General features: G+C 63.5%; 19 protein-coding genes. 7 read left to right on the forward strand and 12 right to left on the reverse strand.

What is annotated here, in order from left to right:
- The 6 genes from ACT4OC_RS16245 to ACT4OC_RS16270 form a co-directional block, all read right to left on the reverse strand.
- On the reverse strand, window positions 1–461 hold a 461-nt coding region (locus ACT4OC_RS16245; RefSeq protein ID WP_444840029.1), incomplete at its 3' end, for a S41 family peptidase.
- Window positions 458–1,834 (reverse strand): murein hydrolase activator EnvC family protein, encoded by a 1,377-nt coding sequence (locus ACT4OC_RS16250; protein WP_444840030.1) that lies wholly within the window; start codon window positions 1,832–1,834, stop codon window positions 458–460. The genes ACT4OC_RS16245 and ACT4OC_RS16250, both read right to left, overlap by 4 nt.
- A 16-nt stretch (window positions 1,835–1,850) precedes the next feature.
- Entirely contained in the window at window positions 1,851–2,330 is a 480-nt protein-coding gene (gene rlmH / locus ACT4OC_RS16255) for a 23S rRNA (pseudouridine(1915)-N(3))-methyltransferase RlmH (RefSeq protein ID WP_444840046.1), read from the reverse strand.
- A 137-nt stretch (window positions 2,331–2,467) separates the two neighbouring features.
- Window positions 2,468–2,824, reverse strand: coding sequence for a ribosome silencing factor (rsfS, locus tag ACT4OC_RS16260; protein ID WP_444840031.1), 357 nt, complete (start codon window positions 2,822–2,824; stop codon window positions 2,468–2,470).
- A 177-nt stretch (window positions 2,825–3,001) separates the two neighbouring features.
- Window positions 3,002–3,655 carry a nicotinate-nucleotide adenylyltransferase gene (locus tag ACT4OC_RS16265; protein WP_444840032.1) on the reverse strand — a complete coding sequence of 218 codons (654 nt, stop codon included), beginning with the start codon at window positions 3,653–3,655 and terminating at the stop codon, window positions 3,002–3,004.
- 22 nt (window positions 3,656–3,677) lie between these two features.
- Complete coding sequence (locus ACT4OC_RS16270) at window positions 3,678–4,970, reverse strand: glutamate-5-semialdehyde dehydrogenase (protein WP_444840033.1); 1,293 nt, start codon at window positions 4,968–4,970, stop codon at window positions 3,678–3,680.
- A gap of 191 nt (window positions 4,971–5,161) precedes the next feature.
- On the opposite strand from ACT4OC_RS16270, the gene ACT4OC_RS16275 reads away from it, so the two are divergent.
- Both ACT4OC_RS16275 and ACT4OC_RS16280 read left to right on the forward strand, forming a co-directional pair.
- On the forward strand, window positions 5,162–5,440 hold the full coding sequence (locus ACT4OC_RS16275; protein ID WP_444840034.1) for a type II toxin-antitoxin system ParD family antitoxin: 279 nt from the start codon (window positions 5,162–5,164) through the stop codon (window positions 5,438–5,440).
- Window positions 5,430–5,726 carry a type II toxin-antitoxin system RelE/ParE family toxin gene (locus ACT4OC_RS16280; protein ID WP_444840047.1) on the forward strand — a complete coding sequence of 99 codons (297 nt, stop codon included), beginning with the start codon at window positions 5,430–5,432 and terminating at the stop codon, window positions 5,724–5,726. Before ACT4OC_RS16275 ends, ACT4OC_RS16280 begins: the two co-directional genes overlap by 11 nt.
- Here the strand turns inward: ACT4OC_RS16280 and proB are convergent, their stop codons facing one another.
- Window positions 5,727–6,869 carry a glutamate 5-kinase gene (proB, locus tag ACT4OC_RS16285; protein WP_444840035.1) on the reverse strand — a complete coding sequence of 381 codons (1,143 nt, stop codon included), beginning with the start codon at window positions 6,867–6,869 and terminating at the stop codon, window positions 5,727–5,729. It abuts the gene before it with no gap.
- A gap of 114 nt (window positions 6,870–6,983) precedes the next feature.
- On the opposite strand from proB, the gene ACT4OC_RS16290 reads away from it, so the two are divergent.
- Window positions 6,984–7,952, forward strand: a complete 969-nt coding sequence (locus ACT4OC_RS16290) for a Bug family tripartite tricarboxylate transporter substrate binding protein (RefSeq protein WP_444840036.1) — start codon at window positions 6,984–6,986, stop codon at window positions 7,950–7,952.
- An 85-nt stretch (window positions 7,953–8,037) separates the two neighbouring features.
- Window positions 8,038–9,303, forward strand: coding sequence for a carboxylate--amine ligase (locus ACT4OC_RS16295; RefSeq protein ID WP_444840037.1), 1,266 nt, complete (start codon window positions 8,038–8,040; stop codon window positions 9,301–9,303).
- 39 nt (window positions 9,304–9,342) lie between these two features.
- On the opposite strand, the gene ACT4OC_RS16300 is transcribed toward ACT4OC_RS16295, so the two are convergent.
- Entirely contained in the window at window positions 9,343–10,974 is a 1,632-nt protein-coding gene (locus tag ACT4OC_RS16300; protein WP_444840038.1) for an alkaline phosphatase family protein, read from the reverse strand.
- A gap of 74 nt (window positions 10,975–11,048) precedes the next feature.
- Window positions 11,049–12,092, reverse strand: a complete 1,044-nt coding sequence (obgE, locus tag ACT4OC_RS16305; RefSeq protein ID WP_444840039.1) for a GTPase ObgE — start codon at window positions 12,090–12,092, stop codon at window positions 11,049–11,051.
- A 268-nt stretch (window positions 12,093–12,360) separates the two neighbouring features.
- On the opposite strand from obgE, the gene ACT4OC_RS16310 reads away from it, so the two are divergent.
- The gene (locus tag ACT4OC_RS16310) at window positions 12,361–12,765 is read left to right on the forward strand and encodes a hypothetical protein (RefSeq protein ID WP_444840040.1); all 405 of its coding nucleotides are present in this window, start codon (window positions 12,361–12,363) and stop codon (window positions 12,763–12,765) included.
- A gap of 4 nt (window positions 12,766–12,769) precedes the next feature.
- Window positions 12,770–13,999 (forward strand): tetratricopeptide repeat protein, encoded by a 1,230-nt coding sequence (locus ACT4OC_RS16315; protein WP_444840041.1) that lies wholly within the window; start codon window positions 12,770–12,772, stop codon window positions 13,997–13,999.
- A gap of 36 nt (window positions 14,000–14,035) precedes the next feature.
- Here the strand turns inward: ACT4OC_RS16315 and ACT4OC_RS16320 are convergent, their stop codons facing one another.
- The 3 genes from ACT4OC_RS16320 to ACT4OC_RS16330 form a co-directional block, all read right to left on the reverse strand.
- Window positions 14,036–15,286: a S8 family peptidase gene (locus tag ACT4OC_RS16320; RefSeq protein WP_444840042.1), complete on the reverse strand. Its 1,251-nt coding sequence runs from the start codon at window positions 15,284–15,286 to the stop codon at window positions 14,036–14,038.
- Between the two features lie 18 nt (window positions 15,287–15,304).
- Window positions 15,305–18,658 carry an adenylate/guanylate cyclase domain-containing protein gene (locus ACT4OC_RS16325; protein WP_444840043.1) on the reverse strand — a complete coding sequence of 1,118 codons (3,354 nt, stop codon included), beginning with the start codon at window positions 18,656–18,658 and terminating at the stop codon, window positions 15,305–15,307.
- Window positions 18,659–18,973: 315 nt separating this feature from the next.
- On the reverse strand, window positions 18,974–19,453 hold the full coding sequence (locus tag ACT4OC_RS16330) for a MaoC family dehydratase (RefSeq protein WP_444840044.1): 480 nt from the start codon (window positions 19,451–19,453) through the stop codon (window positions 18,974–18,976).
- A 224-nt stretch (window positions 19,454–19,677) separates the two neighbouring features.
- Between ACT4OC_RS16330 and ACT4OC_RS16335 the strand changes: the two genes are divergently transcribed.
- Entirely contained in the window at window positions 19,678–20,592 is a 915-nt protein-coding gene (locus ACT4OC_RS16335) for a DMT family transporter (RefSeq protein ID WP_444840045.1), read from the forward strand.
- The last annotated feature ends 152 nt before the right edge of the window (window positions 20,593–20,744 follow it).

Genomic DNA, 20,744 nt, shown 5'->3' on the forward strand with positions numbered 1-20,744 from the left:
TGGTTCAGGGTCAGGCCCTGCACCTGCTCGTCGTCGAGCTGGGTGATGATGTCGTTGGCGAGAATGCCTGCCTTCGATGCCGGCGTGTCGTCGATCGGCGAGACCACCTTGATCAGGCCGTCTTCCATCGTGACCTCGATGCCGAGGCCGCCGAACTCGCCGCGGGTCTGCACTTGCATGTCGCGGAAGCTCTTGGCGTCCATGTAGCTCGAGTGCGGATCGAGCCCCGTAAGCATGCCCGAGATAGCGGATTCGACCAGCTTGCTGTCGTCCGGCTTCTCGACATAGTCGCTGCGCACCCGCTCGAACACGTCGCCGAACAAATTGAGCTGGCGATAGGTGTCGGAGGTTGCGGCCCGCGCGCTCGACCCCATCAGCACGGCACGCGGCTGCGTGACCATCAGGGTGAGGGCCGCGCCGGTCGCGGCACTGAGGAGGATTACAGAGGTCTTGCGCATCATCCGCGAACCTTTTCGCCTTCATTTGCGGCCCACCATGGGCCTGGATCGATTGGAGTGCCGTCCTTGCGGAACTCGACATAGAGCACGGGCTGGCTCGCCGTATTGGTGGCGAGGATGGACGCTACCTGGGAGGCCTTTCCCATTGTCGCAACCGGTTCGCCCGTGAGCACAAACTGGCCGATGTTTACCGAAATGCGCTCCATCCCGGCGATCAAGACATGATACCCGCCACCGGCGTTGAGGATCAAGAGTTGACCGTAGCTGCGGAAGGGGCCGGCATAGACAACCCAGCCATCGCACGGGGTTGTGACCTGGGCGCCGGGCCGGGCCGCCAAAGAAATGCCTTTTTCTGCGCCGCCCGCCCCGTCAGAACCGCCAAAATCGCGAATCTTGGGGCCGTTAACCGGGTAGGCGAATAGTCCCTTGGCGGAGGCAAAAGCGATTGCCGGGCTCTGCCGGGACGGGTCCTTGAACAGGGCCGGATTGGGCTTTCCGTTCAGGAGCGCAGGGGTGCCCTGCATGGTGGCCGCCGCGGCCGCTTTTGCCGCCGTTTTCAGGTCCTGCTCCATCTTGGCGATCAGGCCCTGCAGGCTGTCCACCTGCTTCGAGAGGGTTACCGCACGGGCGCTCTCGGCCTCCATGTCCTTTTCGATCGCGGCCTGCTTGCGCTGGCGCTCGTCGACCAGCGCGCTCAATCTGATGTGATCGTCCTTCAGCCGGTCGCGGTCGAGCGCAAGCTTGTCGCGCTCGGTCGCAATCTGCTTGCGTAGCGCCACGAGCTCGCTGAGGTCGGCGGTCAGTCGTTCCGCGCGCCCGCGCAGTTCCGGCACCACGGCGCCGAGCAGCATGGCGGTGCGCAGCGACTGCAGCGCATCCTCGGGCCGCACCAAAAGCGCCGGCGGCGTGCGCCGTCCGGCGCGCTGCAGCGCCGCCAGCACTTCGACGATCTCCGTACGCCGCGAATCGAGCGAGGCGCGGATCTGCGCCTCGCGGCTGTCGAGCGGCCGCAGGCGCGCTTCGGCGCCGGCGATAGTGGTTTCGATGGTGCGCACTTTCGAGGCGGTATCGATGATCTGCTGGTTGAGCTTGCTGCGGTCCTGCCCGATCGCGGCGATCTCGGCCTGCAGCTTCTGCCTGAGCTCGGCGGCATTCTTCTGTTCGAGGCGCGCCGCTTCCAGCTCCTGCTCGCGCTGCTTGATCGTGTCGGTCGAAACGGGCAAGGGCGGCGCCGTCTGTGCGGCGGCCGGAAGCGCGATGCCCGCCGAGAGCAAGGCAAGCGATAGCGTGACGGCGGCAGGCGATCGTTGACCGCGCGACCGCTGGCCGCCTTCGGCGGTGTCGGCGACGAAACTCCTGTCCCGCGCTGCCTGCATGTTCTTCCGTCTCGCGCTAGGCGCGGTGATAGGGGTGGCCGGCCAAAATCGTCGCGGCCCGATAAATCTGTTCCAGGAGCATCACGCGGACCATCTGGTGCGGCCAGGTCGCAGCACCGAACGCGATCACAAGGCTAGCCTTGCCGCGCAATTCCGGCGAAAGTCCGTCCGCGCCGCCGATGACGAAAATAATATCCGTCGCCGCATCGCGGAAGCGGCCGAGCCGGGCGGCAAAGGCTGTGCTGTCGATGCTCTTGCCGCGCTCGTCGAGCGCAATGAGCCCGTATTTCTCCGGGAAGTGCGCCGCGATGCCGGCGGCTTCCTCTGCCATCCGAGTCGCGGCATCCCGCGCCCGGCTTTCCGCAACTTCATGAATCTCGAGGCCGCGGAAGCCGAGCTTGCGGCCGATATCTTCGAAGCGCTCGCGATAACGCTTCGTTAGCTCCCGTTCGGGACCCTGCTTCAGCCGGCCGACGGCGATGACGATGAGGCGCATGGCGTTTTCTATTGAAAACGCGTCAAACAAACAACCTGCGCGCCGATAGGGGCGCAGTGGAGCCATTTTCCTGCGCGCCAGATGGTGCGCAGTACAAGGTACCTGCGCCACCGCCGATTCGCATCGGCTCGACGAGCCTAGATCGCCTTCGCCGCCGCCGGATTCTGCGTCCACAACCTTTCCAGGTTGTAGAATTCGCGAACCTCCGGCCTGAATACGTGCACGATCACGTCGCCGGAATCGATCAGTACCCAGTCGCAATTGGGCATGCCCTCGACATGGAGATTCTTGATTCCGGTTTCCTTCAGGGCCTTGGTGACATTTTCCGCGATCGCACCGACGTGCCGGTTGGCCCGGCCCGAGGTGATGACCATGAAGTCGGAATATGCGGATTTGCCGCGAAGGTCGATGGTGACCGTTTCTTCCGCCTTCATATCGTCGAGGCGGGAGAGGATCATATTCAGCGTCTTGTCGGCGTCGCTCGGCGCCTTCAAGGCCGCAGCTCGGGTCGATGTTTTACGCGTCTTCGGTAAAACCGACTTGGACAATACAGGTGTGGCCAGGGACCATTCCTTTCGCTGTATCGCAAGGCCGAATCTAGTCGGCCCCGCCAACCATACTACGCATGTGGGGTTAATGGTTCCAATATTCCAGTCACCGCCGCATGGCTCTCACGAGTGTTGCCTATTTACCCGCCAGCTCCCGTCCGGGTTCCTAAGTACCGTCGAGGAAAGGTTGAGTTTCATGCCGGTCAGGAAGACCCAGGCAGGCGGACGCTGATCGCAGAGGCTTTGCGCCCGATTCTCGGGCAGCCGGTAGCGCGCCAGCGCCTGTGCCGCAGGCGCGGCGAGCGCGCGAAAACTTTGTGGCGGGCGGTCGATCACGGCAATCGGCATCGCGGCGGCGATGCGCCGCCAGTCCTTCCAGCGATGGAACTGCGCGAGGTTGTCGGCGCCCATGATCCATACGAAGCGCACGCCCAAGACGCGGCGGCGCAAATGCGTGACCGTGTCGACGGTATAGCGGGTGCCGATGACAGCTTCGAGACAGCTGACGTCGATCCGCGGATCCTCGGCGACGTCCTTGGCGGCCTGCGCGCGCTCGGCCAGCGTACGCAACCCGTTGTGATCCTTCAGCGGATTGCCCGGGCTGAGCAGCCACCAGACGCGGTCGAGCTCGAGGCGCTTGATCGCGAACAGGCTGATGGCGCGATGCGCCGCATGCGGCGGATTGAAGGAGCCGCCGAGCAGGCCGATGCGCATGCCGTTGGTGGTGAGAGGGATGGCCTGGGCCGCGGAAGGCGACGCGACGGCAACCGGCTTCAACGCCATGCCCCCGGAAAAACAATCACGGCCGCGTCTGCCCGGTGCCGTGTACGCGATATTTGAAAGTGGTCAACTGCTCGGCGCCGACCGGCCCGCGGGCGTGGAATCTGCCGGTGGCAATGCCGATCTCGGCGCCGAAGCCGAACTCGCCGCCATCGGCGAACTGCGTCGAGGCGTTATGCAGCACGATCGCCGAATCCACCTCGTTGAGGAATTTTTGCGCGGCGCCCGCGTCCTCGGCGACGATCGCGTCGGTGTGGTGCGAGCCGTGATTGCGGATGTGCGCGATCGCCTCGCTCACGCCGTCGACCACGCGCGCGGCAATGATCGAGTCGAGATACTCGGTGTCCCAGTCCTCGTCCGATGCCGGCTTCACCCGGCTATCTGCCTTCTGCACGGCGGCATCGCCCCGCACCTCGCAGCCGGCGTCGATCAGCATGCTCACCAGCGGCTTCAAATTGGTCGCGGCGGCCGCGCGGTCCACCAGCAAAGTCTCGGCCGCGCCGCAGACGCCGGTGCGCCGCATCTTGGCGTTCAGCACGATCGACTTCGCCATCTCGGGGTTGGCCGACTTGTCGATATAGACGTGATTGACGCCCTCGAGATGAGCGAACACCGGCACGCGCGCCTCGGCCTCGACACGCGCGACGAGGCTTTTTCCCCCACGCGGCACGATGACGTCGATGCCGCCGTTCAGACCCGACAGCATCAGGCCCACGGCAGCGCGGTCGCGCGTCGGCACCAGCGTGATGGCGGCTTCGGGCAGGCCCGCCTCGCGCAGGCCCTGCACCAGGCATTCATGGATGGCGCGGCAGGAGCGGAAACTGTCGGAGCCGCCGCGCAGGATCACGGCATTGCCCGCCTTCAGGCACAGCACGCCGGCATCGGCAGCGACGTTCGGACGGCTCTCGAAGATCACGCCGATCACGCCGAGCGGCACGCGCACGCGCTCGATCGTCATGCCGTTGGGCCGCTGCCAGCTCTGGGTGACCGCGCCGACGGGATCGGCAATGCCGCGCACGACGGCGACGCCGTCGGCCATTCCTTCGACGCGCGAGGGCGTCAGCGTCAGGCGGTCGAGAAAGGCTGATGTCGCGCCGCCGGCTTTCACTTCGGCGACATCCTCGGCATTGGCCGCCAAAATCTTTGCCGCGTGGCTGCGGATCGCCCGCTCGATGGCTTCCAGCGCCCGGTTCTTCTGCTCCGGCGTCGCCAGCGCCAACACCCGCGCAGCCGCGCGGGCGCTCCTGGCGAGCTCGGTCATCAGCGCGGGCAGGTCGGCAGAGCCGTCGATGGCTTTCAGGGCGGTGGTCATGGTTGGCCTTCAGTTAAGGCATTCTCCTAGCACGGAAATCGCCTTCTTGCGAGGCACGGAACAGGCATGGCAGCCGGGCGGCAACCGGAATTCGCGAGCTGGGCCAATGGCCGAGCGGAGTGCCGGGCTGCTCTTGCCGACTCGCTCCGATATCAATAAATAGCATAAATCGATACCCGGGACGAGCGGCCATGGCCTCCAGCTACAGCATTGGCAAGCACTTCGAAGACTTGATCGACGGTCTGATCAAGGACGGCCGCTACGCCACCGCGAGCGAGATCATCCGCGACGGTCTCCGCCTGGTCGAAGAGCGCGAAGAGCGCCGCTGGGTCAAGCTCGAAGCGCTGCGCGCCGAAATCCAGAAGGGGATCGATAGCGGTCCGGCGGAAGATATCGACATCAAGGAAATGATTGAGGCGGTCAAAGCGCGGGGACGGCAACGACTGGCCGCGCTCAAGCGTGTCAAATAGGTTTCGCAAGCGGCCGCATGCTGACGTCGATCTCGATTCGATCTGGAGCTATATCGCAGTCGACAATGTTCGCGCTGCCAACGAGCAAATTGAACGAATAGGCGAAGTGTTCGAGATGCTCGTGCAAAATCCGCTGGCAGGCGGCGAGCGTCCCGAGCTGCTACGTGGACTGCGCAGCTTTCCGGTCGGTAGCTACCTCGTCTTCTATCTGCCTGTGTTAAACGGGGTAGAGATCGTGCGCGTGATGAGCGGCCGGCAAGACATCGATGCCGATGACATGCTCTAACTAGCTCGGATCTGACTGCCGCGACCCGCCCACCACCAGATCGTCCCGGTGGATCATCTCGGCGCGGCCAGTGATACCGAGGATTGCGGCCACGTCCCGCGACGAACGCCCCTTGATCTTCTCGGCATCTTCCGCGTCGTAGGCGACGAGGCCGCGGCCGATCTCGTGGGTGTCGGGGCCGCGCACGATCACGGCATCGCCGCGGGCGAACGCGCCGTCGACGCGGATCACGCCGGCGGGCAGCAGGCTTTTGCCGGCGCGCAGTGCGCTGACCGCGCCGGCATCGATGGTCAGCGTGCCCTTCGGCTCCAGCGAGCCGGCGATCCAGCGCTTGCGCGCCGTGACGGGATTGGCCGGTGTCAAAAACCAGGTGCAGCGGCTGCCGTCCTCGATCGCCTGCAGCGGGTGCTCGATCTTGCCATTGGCGATCAGCATGTGCGTGCCTGATGTGGTGGCGATCTTCGCCGCCTCGATCTTGGTGTACATGCCGCCGCGCGACAACTCGGACTCGGCGGCGCCCGCCATCGCCTCGATCTCCGACGTCACGGACGCCACGACCGGGATCAGCTTGGCGTCGGGATTGGCGTTCGGCGGCGCGGTGTAGAGGCCGTCGATGTCGGAGAGCAGGATCAGGAGATCCGCGCTCGCCATGGTGGCGACGCGCGCGGCGAGACGGTCGTTGTCGCCGTAGCGGATTTCGTTGGTGGCGACGGTGTCGTTCTCGTTGATCACGGGCACCGCGCGCCATTCCAATAGTTTCGCGATGGTCGAGCGCGCGTTGAGATAGCGCCGCCGCTCCTCGGTGTCCTGCAGCGTCACCAAAATTTGCCCGGCGCCGATGCCGTGATCGCCCAGCACCTCCGACCAGATGCGCGCCAGCGCGATCTGGCCGACCGCAGCGGCGCCCTGGCTCTCCTCCAGCTTGAGCTGGCCGCGTGGCAGCTTGAGCCGGCTGCGCCCAAGCGCGATCGAGCCGGAGGACACCACCAGCACGTCGCGGCCCTCGCCATGCAGTTTTGCGATGTCGGCGGCCAGCGCCTTCAGCCATGACGCGCGCACCTCGCCCTTGGCCGAGTCGATCAGCAGCGACGATCCGACCTTGACGACGATGCGGCGGAAATTCCTCAGCGCGGGGCGTTTCATGGCGACCTTTTGCAGCAGGCGGACGCCCTGCGCAAGCGGGCCCGAGGCCAGATGGATATTCCATCCGGGTCCCGGCTCTGTTGTAATGCTGGCAAAGCAGGGGAGGGAATGTCCATGAATCGTCGCGAGTTCGTTGCCGGAAGCCTGGCATTGTCGGCCGCAGCGAAAGCCGGTCCGGCTTGGGCCCAGTCGGGCCCCCTGACCAGGATCATCTTTCCCTTCGCGGCCGGCGGCAGCGGCGACATGCTGTGCCGCCAGCTGGCGGAATATCTGCCCGCGGCGCTCGACCGGAAATTCATCGTCGAGAACCGCACCGGCGGCGACGGGCTGATCGGCATCCGCGCAGTGAAGGGTGCCGCGCCCGACACCACCACGGTGCTGGTGACGACGGGCCCGACCATGTACCTGCTGCCGATGGTGGAGAAGGAGCCGAGCTACGATTCGGCCAGGGACTTCGTGCCGGTCTCGCAGCTCGCCCGCTTCGAATTCGTGGTCGCGGTGAGCCCTTCGATCGGCGTCACCGACTTCAAGCAGCTGGTGGCCTGGATCAAGGCCAACCCTTCGAAGGCGGGCTACGGCGTGCCGTCGAGCGGCACCATTCCGCATTTCACCGGCTGGCAGCTGGAAAAGACGCTCGGCCTCAACATGACGCGCGTGCCCTATCGCGGCTCGGCGCCGATCATCACCGATCTCGTCGCAGGGCACCTGCCGATGTGCGTGACGACGCTCGCCGACACCGTCACCCAGCATCGCGCCGGCGGCATCCGCATTCTGGCGGTGAGCGGCCCTGTGCGTTCGCAGTTCCTGCCCGACGTGCCGACCCTGAAGGAAGCCGGCGTCGATCTCGTGGCGGACGGCTGGTACGGCATGTGGCTGCCAGCGGGGTCATCGCCCGACTTTGCGAAGCAGCTGAGCGTCGCCGCAGCCGCTGTGCTGGCCAGGCCCGACGTCAAGGAGAAGCTGAACGCGGTCACGCTGATTCCCGTCGGCTCGACTCCGGAGAACCTGACCAAGGCGCTCGCCGCCGACACCGCGTTCTGGCAGCCGATCGTGAAGGCCACCGGCTACAGGATCACGAACTAATTAGGCCGTGCCCCGCTCTCCCCGCGGCATGGCCGATAGAGCAGCGGCGCCGCAGTCATTTGTATGATCAAAGAATAGAACTGCCATGGCAACAGAGAGTAACCGGCCTGCCGCAGTCATCATGGGGCTGGGTCACCCTCGCCAAACGGCCTTCGCGAAATCTCTGGCGCGATTTGGAGTGCCGGTTCACGCCCTGTACGGCGAGCGAAACGATTTCGTTCATTCGCGGCGCTTGACCCGGTTTCAAGAGCTCGATGCTGACCCTCGATTGCAGTTGTCGCAACTGGAGGCGCTCGGGCGAAAGCTGGGGCGCGCATTTCTCGTTCCCTCCAATGACGACTACGTGGCGCTGGTCTCCCGGAATCTGGACCGTCTTTCGCGGCTCTTCGTAATCCCGTTGCCCGATTGGAACGTCATCGGGTCGATCTTTGACCGCGACAAATGCTACGCCAAAGCCGCGTCGATCGGGATCCGAGTCCCGCGTTACTGGCTGCCCGATTCCGATGCAGCGATGCAGCAGGTTGTCGCTGCCGTCCAGCCGGAAGTTTCGGACTACATCATCAAGACGCCCACCATCCTCAGTGCACCGGCGAACGAAGTGGCCACGCGACTGTCGAAAGCCGCGCCGAAACTGCGGGAGGATATTCTTGCTTCCTGCGTGGAGCTGAAGGATAGAACGGGCAAGTATCCGATGATCCAGGAGGTCGTGCCGGGGCAGGCCGACAGCGCGATCGGCGTGACCATGATCGTTTCGCCCGAGGGCAGGGTCGTTCTGGCCTATTGTGTCCGTCGCCTTCGTCTGGCGAGCTACAAGATCGATGCCGGCTATGTCCACCCCTACGAGCTGGGATCGGTGGTCTGGTGTGAAACCATCCATGACGATGAAGCCATGGCTGCGGCGCGCGAGCTGGTCCGCGCCTTGGGGTATACCGGGCAGATCACCGTCGAATTCAGGCGGGATTCGAGAGACGGCTCGCTTTACCTGATGAAGGTCGAGCCAAGGCCGGTTCGGGCGACGAGCCTGTCGACGGCGATCGGCATGGACATTCCGACGATATTGTACAGGACTTATCTGGGCGAGGTCGTCGACGTGCCGCGCGACTATCCGGACGGCGTGGGGTGGCTGTGGACGACGGCCTATGGCTCGTCGCTGTTCTACAACCCCCACCACAACAGGCGCGACGCGCTGCGCGTGCTGCGAAGCTGGCATCGGATCAAGGCTTTCGGGGAGGACTATGCCGACCCGGTGCCGCTGATCCGGTGGGCCATCGGCTGGTCCGCGCGCGCAGTGTTTCCGAGGGGACGGGGCCCTGCGCCGTCCGTTGCAGCGAAGCCCGCGAGGCTTTCCTGAACGGGCCCCTTCGCCATCGCAGTGGCTGCAATCGAAGCTTCAGGGCGCCGGCCGCGCCCCAAGCCGCGCGCGGATCGCGGCGAGCTCGGCCTCGTCCCAGACGCCGATCAGGATGCCGCCCTTGACCTGCAGGTCGCTGTCGGCATAGCCCGCGATCTTCGCGTTCGGCGTCGTGATGTGCATCTTCGGATGCAGCGCCCAGTCGAACAGCGCCGCCTGCAATCGCGCGATGATCTCGGCGCAGGCGGGATCCTCGCCGCGATCGGCAAACTCCAGCGGATCGGTTTCCAGATCGTAAAGCATCGGGCGGAAGCCGGAGGCGTGGATGTATTTCCAGCGCCCGTCATAGACCATGAACAGCCGGCACTGCTCGATCGGCTGGTTCAGCGTGCGCCGCACCTGCTGCATGGAATAGTCGTATTCGGAGAACGCCGCCTTGCGCCATTCGGTTTGCGCGCCGCGCAGCAGCGGCATCAGCGAGCGGCCTTCCAGGATGTGGTCGGGCGGCGTGCCGCCGAAATAGTCGATGAAGGTCGGCGCGAGATCGATGCCTTCCACCAGCGCATCGCAGACGGTGCCGCGCGTCGCGTCCGCCTCCTTCGAGGGATCGATCACGATCAGCGGGATCCTGGCCGACTGGTCGTGGAACAGATCCTTCTCGCCCATCCAGTGATCGCCGAGATAATCGCCATGGTCGGAGGTGAACACGATCATGGTGTCGTCGAGCAGGCCGCGCGCTTCGAGGAACTTCATCAGCACGCCCATCTGGTCGTCGATCTGGGTGATCAGGCCCATATAGGCGGGGATGACCTTCGCCCGCGCCTCGTCGCGCGACATGTTGCGGGAGTAGCGCATGTCCATGTAGGCGGCGAACACCGGATGCGCCTCCTGGCGCTCCTTCTCCGAGCGGATCGCCGGAACCACGTCCTTCGGCCCGTACATGCTGGCGTACGGCTCCGGCGCGATGTAGGGCCAGTGCGGCTTGATGTAGGACAGATGCAGGCACCACGGCCGGCCGTCGCCTTCCGCCTCCGCGATGAAATCCATCGCGCGGCGAGTCATGTAGGGCGTCTCGGACAATTCCTCCGGAATGCGCGCGGCCTTGTCGGCGTGCACCAGCAGCCAGCCGTTCTGCAATTCGCCGTCGGCATCGGCGCCGGAATTGGCCCAGTGCTCCCAGGGATTTTCCGCGTCATATCCCTGCTCGCGCAGCCAGGCGTCGTAGCGCGGGCGCGGCCGGTTGGTCGGATGCAGCCCGTCGTCGCGCTCATAGGGCTCGAAGCCGCATTCGGCGACATGCACGCCGATGATGGAGTCCGGCGCGATGCCGAGCATCTTCAGCCCTTCGAGGTCGGGGGCCATGTGGGTCTTGCCGACCAGCACGTTGCGCACGCCGATCTTCTTCAGGTGATCGCCGAGCGTCGGCTCGCCGACGCGCAGCGGCCAGCCGTTCCAGTGCGAGCCGTGCGAGCGCATGTAGCGTCCGGTGTAGAAGCACATCCGCGACGGCCCGCAGATCGGCGACTGCACATAGGCCTGCGAAAAGCGCACGCCGCGCTTCGCCATGGCGTCGATGTTCGGGGTCTTCAGCGTGGGGTGGCCGGTGCAGCCGAGATAATCATGGCGAAGCTGGTCGCACATGATCCAGAGAACGTTTTTCGCGCGCGCCATGTTCTTGCTTCGTTGAATGACGGCGCGATGCTGCGATATCGGCCCGCCAAAGACAAGTCAGCTATTCCTTCGCCTCACGCCGTCCACGGCTCCATTTCGGCGGCGCCCTTGGCCTTGCCCGACACTGGCGCCTCGCCGATCACCTCGGCCAGCGCCTGCAGCGCTTCGTTGACGCCCTGGCCCGTCGCAGCCGACAGCAGCAGCAGCGGCGTCTTCTTCGCGGCGCGCTTCAGCCGCTCCTTCTGCTTCTTCAATTCGTCCGGCGTCACCGCGTCGATCTTGTTCAGCGCGACGATCTCGATCTTGTCCGCCAGCTGGCCCTCATAGGCTTCCAGCTCGGTGCGCACGGTCTTGTAGGCCTTGCCGGCATGCTCGGTCGTCGCATCCACCAGATGCAGCAGCACGCGGCAGCGCTCGACATGGCCGAGGAAGCGGTCGCCCAGCCCCGCGCCTTCGTGCGCGCCCTCGATTAATCCTGGAATATCCGCCAGCACGAATTCGCGGCCGTCGGCATTCACCACGCCGAGCTGCGGATGCAGCGTGGTGAAGGGATAGTCGGCGATCTTCGGCTTGGCCGCGCTCACCGCCGACAGGAACGTCGACTTGCCCGCATTGGGCAGGCCGACCAGGCCGGCGTCTGCTATGAGCTTGAGCCGCAGCCAGATCCAGCGCTCCTCGCCGGGCGCGCCGGGATTGGCGTTGCGCGGCGCGCGGTTGGTCGACGACTTGAAATGCGCGTTGCCGAAGCCGCCATTGCCGCCCTCGGCCAGCACGAATTTTTCGCCGAGCTTGGTGAAATCGTGGATCAGCGTCTCGCGGTCCTCGTCGAGCACTTGCGTGCCGACCGGCACCTTCAGCACGACCGGCTTGCCGTTGGCGCCATGGCGGTCCTTGCCCATGCCATTGGTGCCCTTCTGCGCCTTGAAGTGCTGCTGGTAGCGGTAGTCGATCAGCGTGTTCAGCCCGTCGGTGGCCTCGATCACGACGTCGCCGCCGCGCCCGCCATTGCCGCCCGAGGGCCCGCCGAACTCTATGAACTTCTCGCGCCGGAACGCCACGCAGCCATTGCCGCCGTCGCCGGAGCGGACATAGACCTTTGCCTCGTCAAGGAATTTCATAGAACCTAGGTAAGGCAGTGCGGCCCGAGCGGCAACCCGCAACGGCTGCAATTGGCTACAAAAAGCTCCGCCTTGCGATGTTTCCGAAACCCGTCGATCTGCCGGTTCAGCGGGTGACCAAGTTCGAGATTATGCTTAACCGCACCGCAGGCGCAGCAAGAAGCGATCGCTGCGATCCCCGGGGCAGCCCTTGTTAACACCGCCATGCGCGGCTAATCTTGCACCTTGCGCGGGTAGGCTCATTTTATTGGTAAAATAGGAGATGGCTTTGAACAATATTCAACTCCTTGCCACCATTTACACCATGCGTACCAACTCGCAGTATCAGAGCGCGGAGTTTCGGCGACGAGACCGGAACAACATTGCTGCCATGGCGGAAAGTGAGTCCCCAGAGGATTCCGGCGCCGTCAAGCTCCTGATCAACACCTGGGAAACGATTTCGACGTTGGTGCTTGAACTCGAGGATGAGGATAAGCACCACATTTTTGAGTCAGTGCCCTTTACCTACATGTTCACCGAGTTGAATGACGCGATCGAGATTCTTGGCTGCAAGTTTCCTTATCTCGCTGCGAACTTCAGGCTTGTCAGCAAGCAACAGGCCGCATGGCTCAAGTTCAAGGACGATCGATATCAGACAGGCGAACAGGGCGGCATGCACGCACTGTTCGGCTAATACTTTGCTAGCTCTGGATTCCCGCTTCCCAACGTGGCTGCTTCGTCCCTATCTTGATCTTGCCGATTCTAACGGCGGCCCGCTTCATGCGCAGAATCTCGAGGAGTGCTGGCGTTCGTTTGTCGAGCCGGCAAACCCGACATTTGTTCCACAACGGGCGCTTTCCCCCGGATTTCGTATTCAACTCGCCCGTGAGGCAGGACCGGCATATGCCCTGACGGATCCTCGCCAACTGCCTGAAAATCTTCGCAGTGAACGTTGGCGACGACTGTGCGCTGCATTGGACGAGTGGACCTCGTTGCGCGAGGATGGAAAATGCCGACTGGCCTCGTTGCTACATTCGATGTGCCTCTATCAGCTGCTCCTCGATCTCATTCCCTACGACAACTTCGGGGCCGATCGGGCCGCTCCCGATGCGGTGCGGTTGGCGTTCTGGCGAGCGTCGGCCCATTACATCCAGCACTTGCCGGAACGAACTTCGAACTATCCGGGCGCCGATATCTCGGTATTCGAGGACATCGCGCTCAATGCACCCACGATTGTTCCGGAATGCTTCAACGCAACGGCCAAGGTCTTTGTTCACAAGGCGAAGAATCGCTGTGAAGCTGCGGACCTTGCAGGGTGGGGTGATCGGCTGGAAAGGGCTCTCGTACGCACGATTGCGGACGCGGACGAGTTTACCTCCGGTCTTTTCACGAGCAGGTTCTATCGCGGCCTTGGCTTTCTTCCCCAGCTCACCGGCGACAGGCGCGAAGTGGCGCGGGTGATGGATTTGGCCGAAAGTCATGCGCGCAATATCAAGCCCGTCACACCTGCACAGCATCTGCTTTACCGCGAGAACTTGCATGCCGTCATGGAGAGCCGCACAAAGGAAGCTCTCTGGCTCGGCGACAAGAATGAGGCTCTCTCCAGGTCTCTCAAGGTGATTGAAGTCGATCCGTGCGACTCAAAGGCATGGGCAGAGCTTGGCGAAATTCATTACCTTCGAGAGGAGTGGAAGCAGGCATCCGAAGCGTACTCAATGGCCGCAATGCTCGGACCGCCGGCGAGCGCCATTGGTCGTTACATGGCCGGACTATGCTTTAGGAAGCTTGGCCAAGACATGTTGTCGGCCTTCTTTCTCAAGGATACGCTCGAATGCGACCCGCTTGGGATCTCCCCCCGTCATCGCATCAATGAACTCCCCAAGGCTGCGGCTCTGGATGCTCTAAAGCACTGGAACAATCGCCCATAGTTGAAGATGCGCCGACCTGCTTCGATCAGCCGACGGTTAGCAGCAGCACCCCCTCGGCATGACCGCCGGCGGAAATGACGCGGAGACCGCGGCCCCGGCGTTGACGCGACCATAACCGTAGGACGAATCCCGACCTGTTCTGCCGAGGTCAACGGCGGTGGAGGCGAGCAGGCCCCAAATCTGCTCGTTATTGGCTCGCGGAGACAGGTGCGCGCCCCAGGCCAACGCCGCGACCCCCGCCACATGCGGGCAGGCGACGCTCGTGCCGCCGCCCGGTCCCCACGTGCCACCCGGAAGTGTTGACCAAATGTCCACGCCCGGCGCGCAGAGATCGACCTCGCATCCCCTTGCGCTGTTCGGTGCGATCACATCGTGCGAGTCGATGGAGGATACGGCGACAACGTCCCTGTACCTTGCCGGATAATCGACGTTTGACTGCTGTGGCGGCACCGGGTTCCCGTCCTGATTTCCGGCTCCCGCCACAATCAATAGTCCTTGGGACCATGCGCGATCGCAGATCATTTTGAGAGCAGTTGGCGTCGACTCAGCGCCCAGGCTCATATTGATGATGTTTATTCCCGGCTGGTTCATGCACCAATCGATGCCGGCGATCGACCAGCTGAAAAGCCCGCTAGCTTCCTTGTCCAGCACCTTGACCGCATACAAGGATGCTTCCGGAGCAACGCCAACCACGCCTGAGCCATTCCTGGCGGCAGCAATGATGCCCGCGCAATGCGTGCCGTGCCCATGGTCATCCATCGGCGTCGTGTCCGGCACGAAGCTCACACCGTCGGCATAGTTGTACTTCAGGTCCGGATGATCGAAATCAATGCCGGTATCCAGAATGGCAACACCAATTCCCTTCCCCTTGGAAGTGGGCCACGCGGCTTCCGCATTTACTTGCTTGACGTTAGCGGGGATGGTTTCGGTTACGGGGCGCTCTTCCTTCTTTTTCATGCGCCTGTGCGGGAAGGGACCGAAGCCGGTGGCATGACAGATCACGTCGTCTTCGACCGTGGCGACGTTGTCATTTTCTCGCAGGAGCTGGATTTCGCGCCGGGTCAGTTGCGCAGTTACGATCGGCGCTTCGTATCGGTTTACGTCGTAGCCGATGACCTGATCCTCGATCGAAGGCCGGGCGCCTTTGGCCAGGGTTGCTGCGTCGAGAAAATGCGCGCGTGTTCCTTTCGTTAGCGCCCTTCGCACGATCTCAAGTTTGTCCGTTTGTCGGTCGCGGCGCTGATCCTTCGGCTTGAACGTAATGATCACCGATTTGCGTTCTGACATGATGCCGTTCTCCTTGCTCTACTCGGCCGCATTTGAATCCACAAGCGGCTTGCCCCAGAAGCGCAGATCCATTGCGCGCGCAAGCGCAGCAGCCTTCTCGCGAAAAGCTTCCGCTTCATCGTTGCGTCGTTTTTCTTCAAATGTCTCACCCAGCGCGCGGTAGCAATGTGCTTCGAGCGGCTGCAATCCAAGCTCCCTTGCGATCAGCAATGCGGCATTGAAGTGCGACTCAGCTTCAGCCGGACGGCCGCGGCGCAGATCGATCTCGCCTAGTGCGCGAAGCGCATAGGCCTCATTGGCGCGCTCCTGGTGCGACCGCGCCGTCTCAAGCGCGCGGGAGGCCGCCGAAAGCGCATCGTCGATGCGGTCGACTGAAAGATAAGCCTCGCTGATATACGCCAGGCGAAGCGAATGTCGCGCCGCAAAGCCCCTTGTTTCCGCGACCCTGATGCTGTCCTCGAGAATCGGAATGCCCTCGCCCGCACGATTGTCGAGGGACAGCGCATAACCGAGATGAAGCGCCACGAAAGCGAACCCGACGGGACTGTCGGCGAAAGCACCCGCTGCAAGCGAGCGTTGGAACGAGCGCACGGCGCGCCTAAAATGGCCCTGCCGCATGGCGACCACGCCCAATCCGAGATGGGCGTAACCGATGCTGAACGGATGACGATTGCTTTCGGAGATTTGCAGCGCTTCCTCGCCGATCACATAGGCTTCGCTGAACTTGCCAGTCTCGGCGAGTCCCCAAGCGATGAAGCTTCGTGCAAACGCCGATGGCAGCACGAACATGCCAAACCGCTCGCCGGCGAGGTTTCCCTTCAGCTCGACCGCATTCCAGCCGAAATACTTGTTGGCGGCCGAATAGTCGCCTCGGGTGTGATGCGCGAGTCCCAGCGGCAGATTGGTGACGACCTGCAGCGGCACATCGTCAAGCTCCCGCGCCGCGCTCAGCGCCAGTTCGCCGGCCTCGGCGGATTCCGCGTACCGGCCCAGCATCCAGAACTGCTCGGTCAGATAGGACTTCACCCAGCCCATGCGTCGCCTGTCGCCCAAGCGATCGGCAAGCTGTTCGGCTTCAAGGAGGTATTCCGCAATGCGCTTGCGGTCGCCCAGCGGCTGCAGCGCATTGCGCAGGTCGAAGCGCAGGTCGATGGCCAGTTCAGCGCGGGCGCGATTGTCCGGCAGGTGCGAAAGTGCTTCCAGCGCCTTCTCCAGGAGAACGACGGCCTCGGGGTAAGCTTCGCGGTCGGTCGCCCTGGCTCCGGCGCGCCTCAGATACTGCACGGCCTTTTCGAACAGGTGGCCGCGCAGTGCGTGGTCCGCCAATCGCTCGACCTGCTCGTCGATGCGGTCGGCATAGAGCGTCTCCATCTTCTGCACGACGCGGTCGTGCATCTCGCGCCTGCGTTCGTGGCGCAGGCCGGCATAGGCGACGTCGTGGGTCAGCGAGTGCTTGAAGGTGAATTGCAGGTCGGGAAAGAGCTGAGTGTTGTAGAGGAATTCGGAGGCCTGCAGATTGCCGAGCAGGCCGCGAACCTCGTTTTCTTCCATGCCGCAGATCGCGTGCAGCAATGCGAACGGCACGTCATGGCCGATCACCGCAGCGTCCTGCAACAGGCGTTTCTCGGCCGAAGATAACGTGTCGATACGCGCCGCGAGCACGGCCTGCACGGTCGGCGGAACTTCGATCTCGGAGAATTCCTTGATCTGGGTGTATTCACCGCGCGAGCCTTGCAGGGCCTTGGTGTCGACCAGGGCCCGAACGATCTCTTCGACGAAGAACGGATTTCCTCCGGCCCGACCGAGAATGAAGTTCTTCAGGGGCGCAAGATCCGGCGCCGTGCCGAGCAGCGTCTGCAGCAATTCCGATACGCTTTCCGTCGGCAGCGGTTCGAGTCGGAGCGGATGGTAACCGGGGCGTCCCGACCATGGATCGCGATATTCGGGCCGGTAGCTGACGAGCAGCAGCAGTCGCGCGTCGCGCGCGCCGACGACCAGCTCGTTGAGCAGACCCAGCGTGAGAGAATCGTTCCAGTGCAGATCCTCAAACACCGCGATCACCGGCTGCTTGAGGTTTTCAGTCAGCAGCAGCCGCGTGATAGCTTGATAGGTGTATTGGCGGTGCTGCACGGGATCGAGCAACTGGAACGGATGCTCGGCCTCGAGCGCATCGAGCAGGTCGAGCACGGGCGGAATGATATCCTGCAGGGAAGGGTCGAGCTTCATGATCTTGCTCGTTACCTTCTCGCGGATCGACCTGGTGTTGTCGCGATCGGTGATCTGAAAGTAGAAATTCCTGAGAAGCTCAACGACGGGCAGATAGGATGCGGAGTGACCGTAGGAAGCGGAGTTGGTCTGCAGCAACAGGCACCCGGCGGTGTCGTCCGAGCGCAGGAACTCATGGATCAGGCGCGATTTGCCCATTCCGGGTTCGCCGACGACGGCGACCACCTGCCCGTGCCCGGCGCGGGCATCCGTCAGCGCCTGCCGCATGACCTCCTTCTCGATCGAGCGCCCGACAAACCGGGTCAGGCCGCGCGACACGGCTGCCTGCAATCGCGTGCGCTCTCCGCCGCCTCCCGTCACCTCGAACACATCGACCGGCTGGCCCAGCCCCTTCACCATGACCGGACCAAGCGGCTTGGCCTCCACATAGCCTTCGACAAGGCGGTAGGTGGCGGATGTCGCCATGACGGAGCCCGGCATAGCGAGTTGCTCCATGCGCGCCGCCAGATGCGCGGTCTGACCGATCACCGTGAAGTCGACGAAGAGATCGTTGCCGATCGACGACACCACTATCTCGCCGGAATTGATCCCGACCCGCATGGTGACCGGCAGCGCGTGAAGCCGCTGGACATCGAGGGCGTACTGCCCCACCCGTTCCTGCATGCGAAGGCCGGCGTAGCAGGCGCGCACGGCGTGGTCCTCATGCGCGACAGGAGCGCCGAACAGCGCCATCACGCCGTCGCCCATCACCCTGTTGACCATACCCTCGTAGTGATGGACGGCCTCCATCATCCGCTCGAGAATGGGATCGAGGATTTTTTGCGCCTCTTCCGGATCGCGATCCGCAATCAACTCCATCGAGCCCTTGATGTCGGAGAACAGGACGGTGACCTGCTTCCTTTCACCTTCCAGCTCGTCTCTCGAGGTCAGGATTCTTTCGGCCAGGTGTTTTGGCGTATAGCTTCCGGGTGACAGGAAGCGCGCCGCCGTCGCTTTGCCGAGCGCGCTTCCGCATTCTGAGCAGAATTTTGCTGCGATCGAGGCCGGTGTCGCACAGCGCGGGCAATCATGCGTCAGGGGTGTGGCGCATTGCTCGCAAAACTTGGCTTCCGGGCGATTTTGGTGCCGACAGGTTGGACACCACATAGGCGTCACCAAACTCTTGTACAGTGGCAACCATGCAAGCGTACCGCTGGGCCGGGCAGGCGACAAGCAGCATGGGGTGCTTATGGCTCAATTATCGGCGGCAGTGGCGTGCCGGCACCGGACCTCTCGGACGGCCCGTTCGGCCCCAACCGTCCAAAAATTGAAAATGGCGAAATAGCCGCGGCCGCCAGCTCTTTCGGCCCGGATTTGCGCCTGCGAGAATGCAACGCCGTCCGACGTCCCAATATGAGCCAATTCACAATTGGACAGAAAATCCTGCCAGCAACTGCGGAGGAACGGTCGACCGATTCCGCCTCACCCCGGCCGCTTCCGGATCAGAAACTTCTGCATCCCTTCCAGCACCAGCTCGCGGCGCTGGTTGTGCACCGTGCTTCGCAGCGTCACCGTGCCGGTGCTGCGGCCTGGTGTCAGCTCGATCACTTCGAGCGCGGGATAGATGGTGTCGTCGGCATAGACGGGCTTTAAGAACTTGCTCGACTGCTCGAGGAAGCCGACCAGCGACTCTTCCGTCAGATAAGGAAACAGCCCGGCGCCGGGCGCGGTGTGCACCAGCGTCTGGAAGCCGTGCGCCAGGAGATGCGGCATGCCGCGGGCGCGGCAATATTCGACGTCGTAGTGGATCGGGTGGGTGTCGCCGCTGGCGGTCTGGAACGCTGCGAAGATCGCCGTGGTCTGGGTGCGGCCGGGCAGCACGAAGCGCTCGCCGATGACGAAATCCTCGAACCAGCGCTGCTCGGGCACCATGCGGTGCGTGGCGGGATCGAACTCGGTCATGGCGTTTCCTGTTTTGGATGCTTCAAAAGCTGCATCTTAGCTGTCATCGCGGCAATTGGTTCTACCGAATTCGTCATGCCCGGCCTTGTGCCGGGCATCCACGTCTTTAAAACTGTCTGCCAAGAAGAACGTGGATGGCCGGGACATAGGCGGAACGACGTGACGCCGTTCTTCGAACGGCTATGCCCGACCCTGACGCAGAACAATACCAAAGCCCGGCCCGCATGTCCCTCTTCGCCAAAACATCCGCCCTCGACGAACGCTCCGCACGCCTCGCCGGCATCGGCTTGATGCTAACAGGCATCTTCATGTTCTCGTTCGGCGATGCGCTCGGCAAGTTCCTGGTCGGCACCTATTCGGTCGGGCAATTGCTGTGGCTGCGCGCCTGTGCCGCGCTGGTGCTGCTGTTTCCGCTGATCTGGCAGCAGCGCGCCGCGTTCCTCAACCTGGAGCGGCCCTGGCTGCAATTGCTGCGGGTGACGCTGTCCACCATCGAGGTCGCGGCCTTCTTCCTCGCCACCGTGTACCTGCCGCTCGCCGACGTCATCACCTACTACCTGGCGTGCCCGATCTTCGTCACCGCGCTGTCCGGCATCGTGCTGCGCGAGAAGATCGGCTGGCGGCGCTGGAGCGCGGTGCTGATCGGCTTCTGCGGCGTGCTGATCGCGCTGCGGCCCTCGGCCGAGAGCGTCAGCTGGCCGGCGCTGATCGCGCTCGCCGGCTCCACCTCGTTCGCCTTCCTGATGCTGATCACGCGCTCGCTGCGCGCCACGCCCGACATCGTGCTGGCCTCGACGCAGTTCATCGGCACCTTCACGCTGGGCGCGCTGATGGCGCCGTTCGGCTGGATCGCGCCGAGCCTCAGTAGCCTCGGCCTGTTCGCGCTGGCCGGCCTGATTTCGGTGAGCGCGCTGATGTGCGTCAACCGATCGCTAAAGCTCGCGCCGGCCTCCGTGGTCGTGCCCTATCAATATTCCATGATCGTCTGGGCCGTCATGTTCGGCTATGTCGTGTTCGGCGACGTGCCGCAGCTTGCCACCATCATCGGCGCCGCGATCATCGTCGCCGCCGGCATCTACATCTTCCTGCGCGAGCAGGCGCTCGGCCGCGAGGAGCCCGCCGTCAATCCGCCGGCGTGAAAACGTCATGCCGTAGGGTGGGTTAGTACTACTGAGTCAAGCGGTCGCAGTCTTTGGGGCTGAGAATCAAGTAATTGAGGAGATTCACTATTTGGCACGTGGAGGGCCAGATGAATCTCGATCAGAGCGAAGCACGGTTTGCGGAGTATGTC

The organism is Bradyrhizobium sp. (assembly GCF_052389815.1).
GTDB lineage: Bacteria > Pseudomonadota > Alphaproteobacteria > Rhizobiales > Xanthobacteraceae > Bradyrhizobium.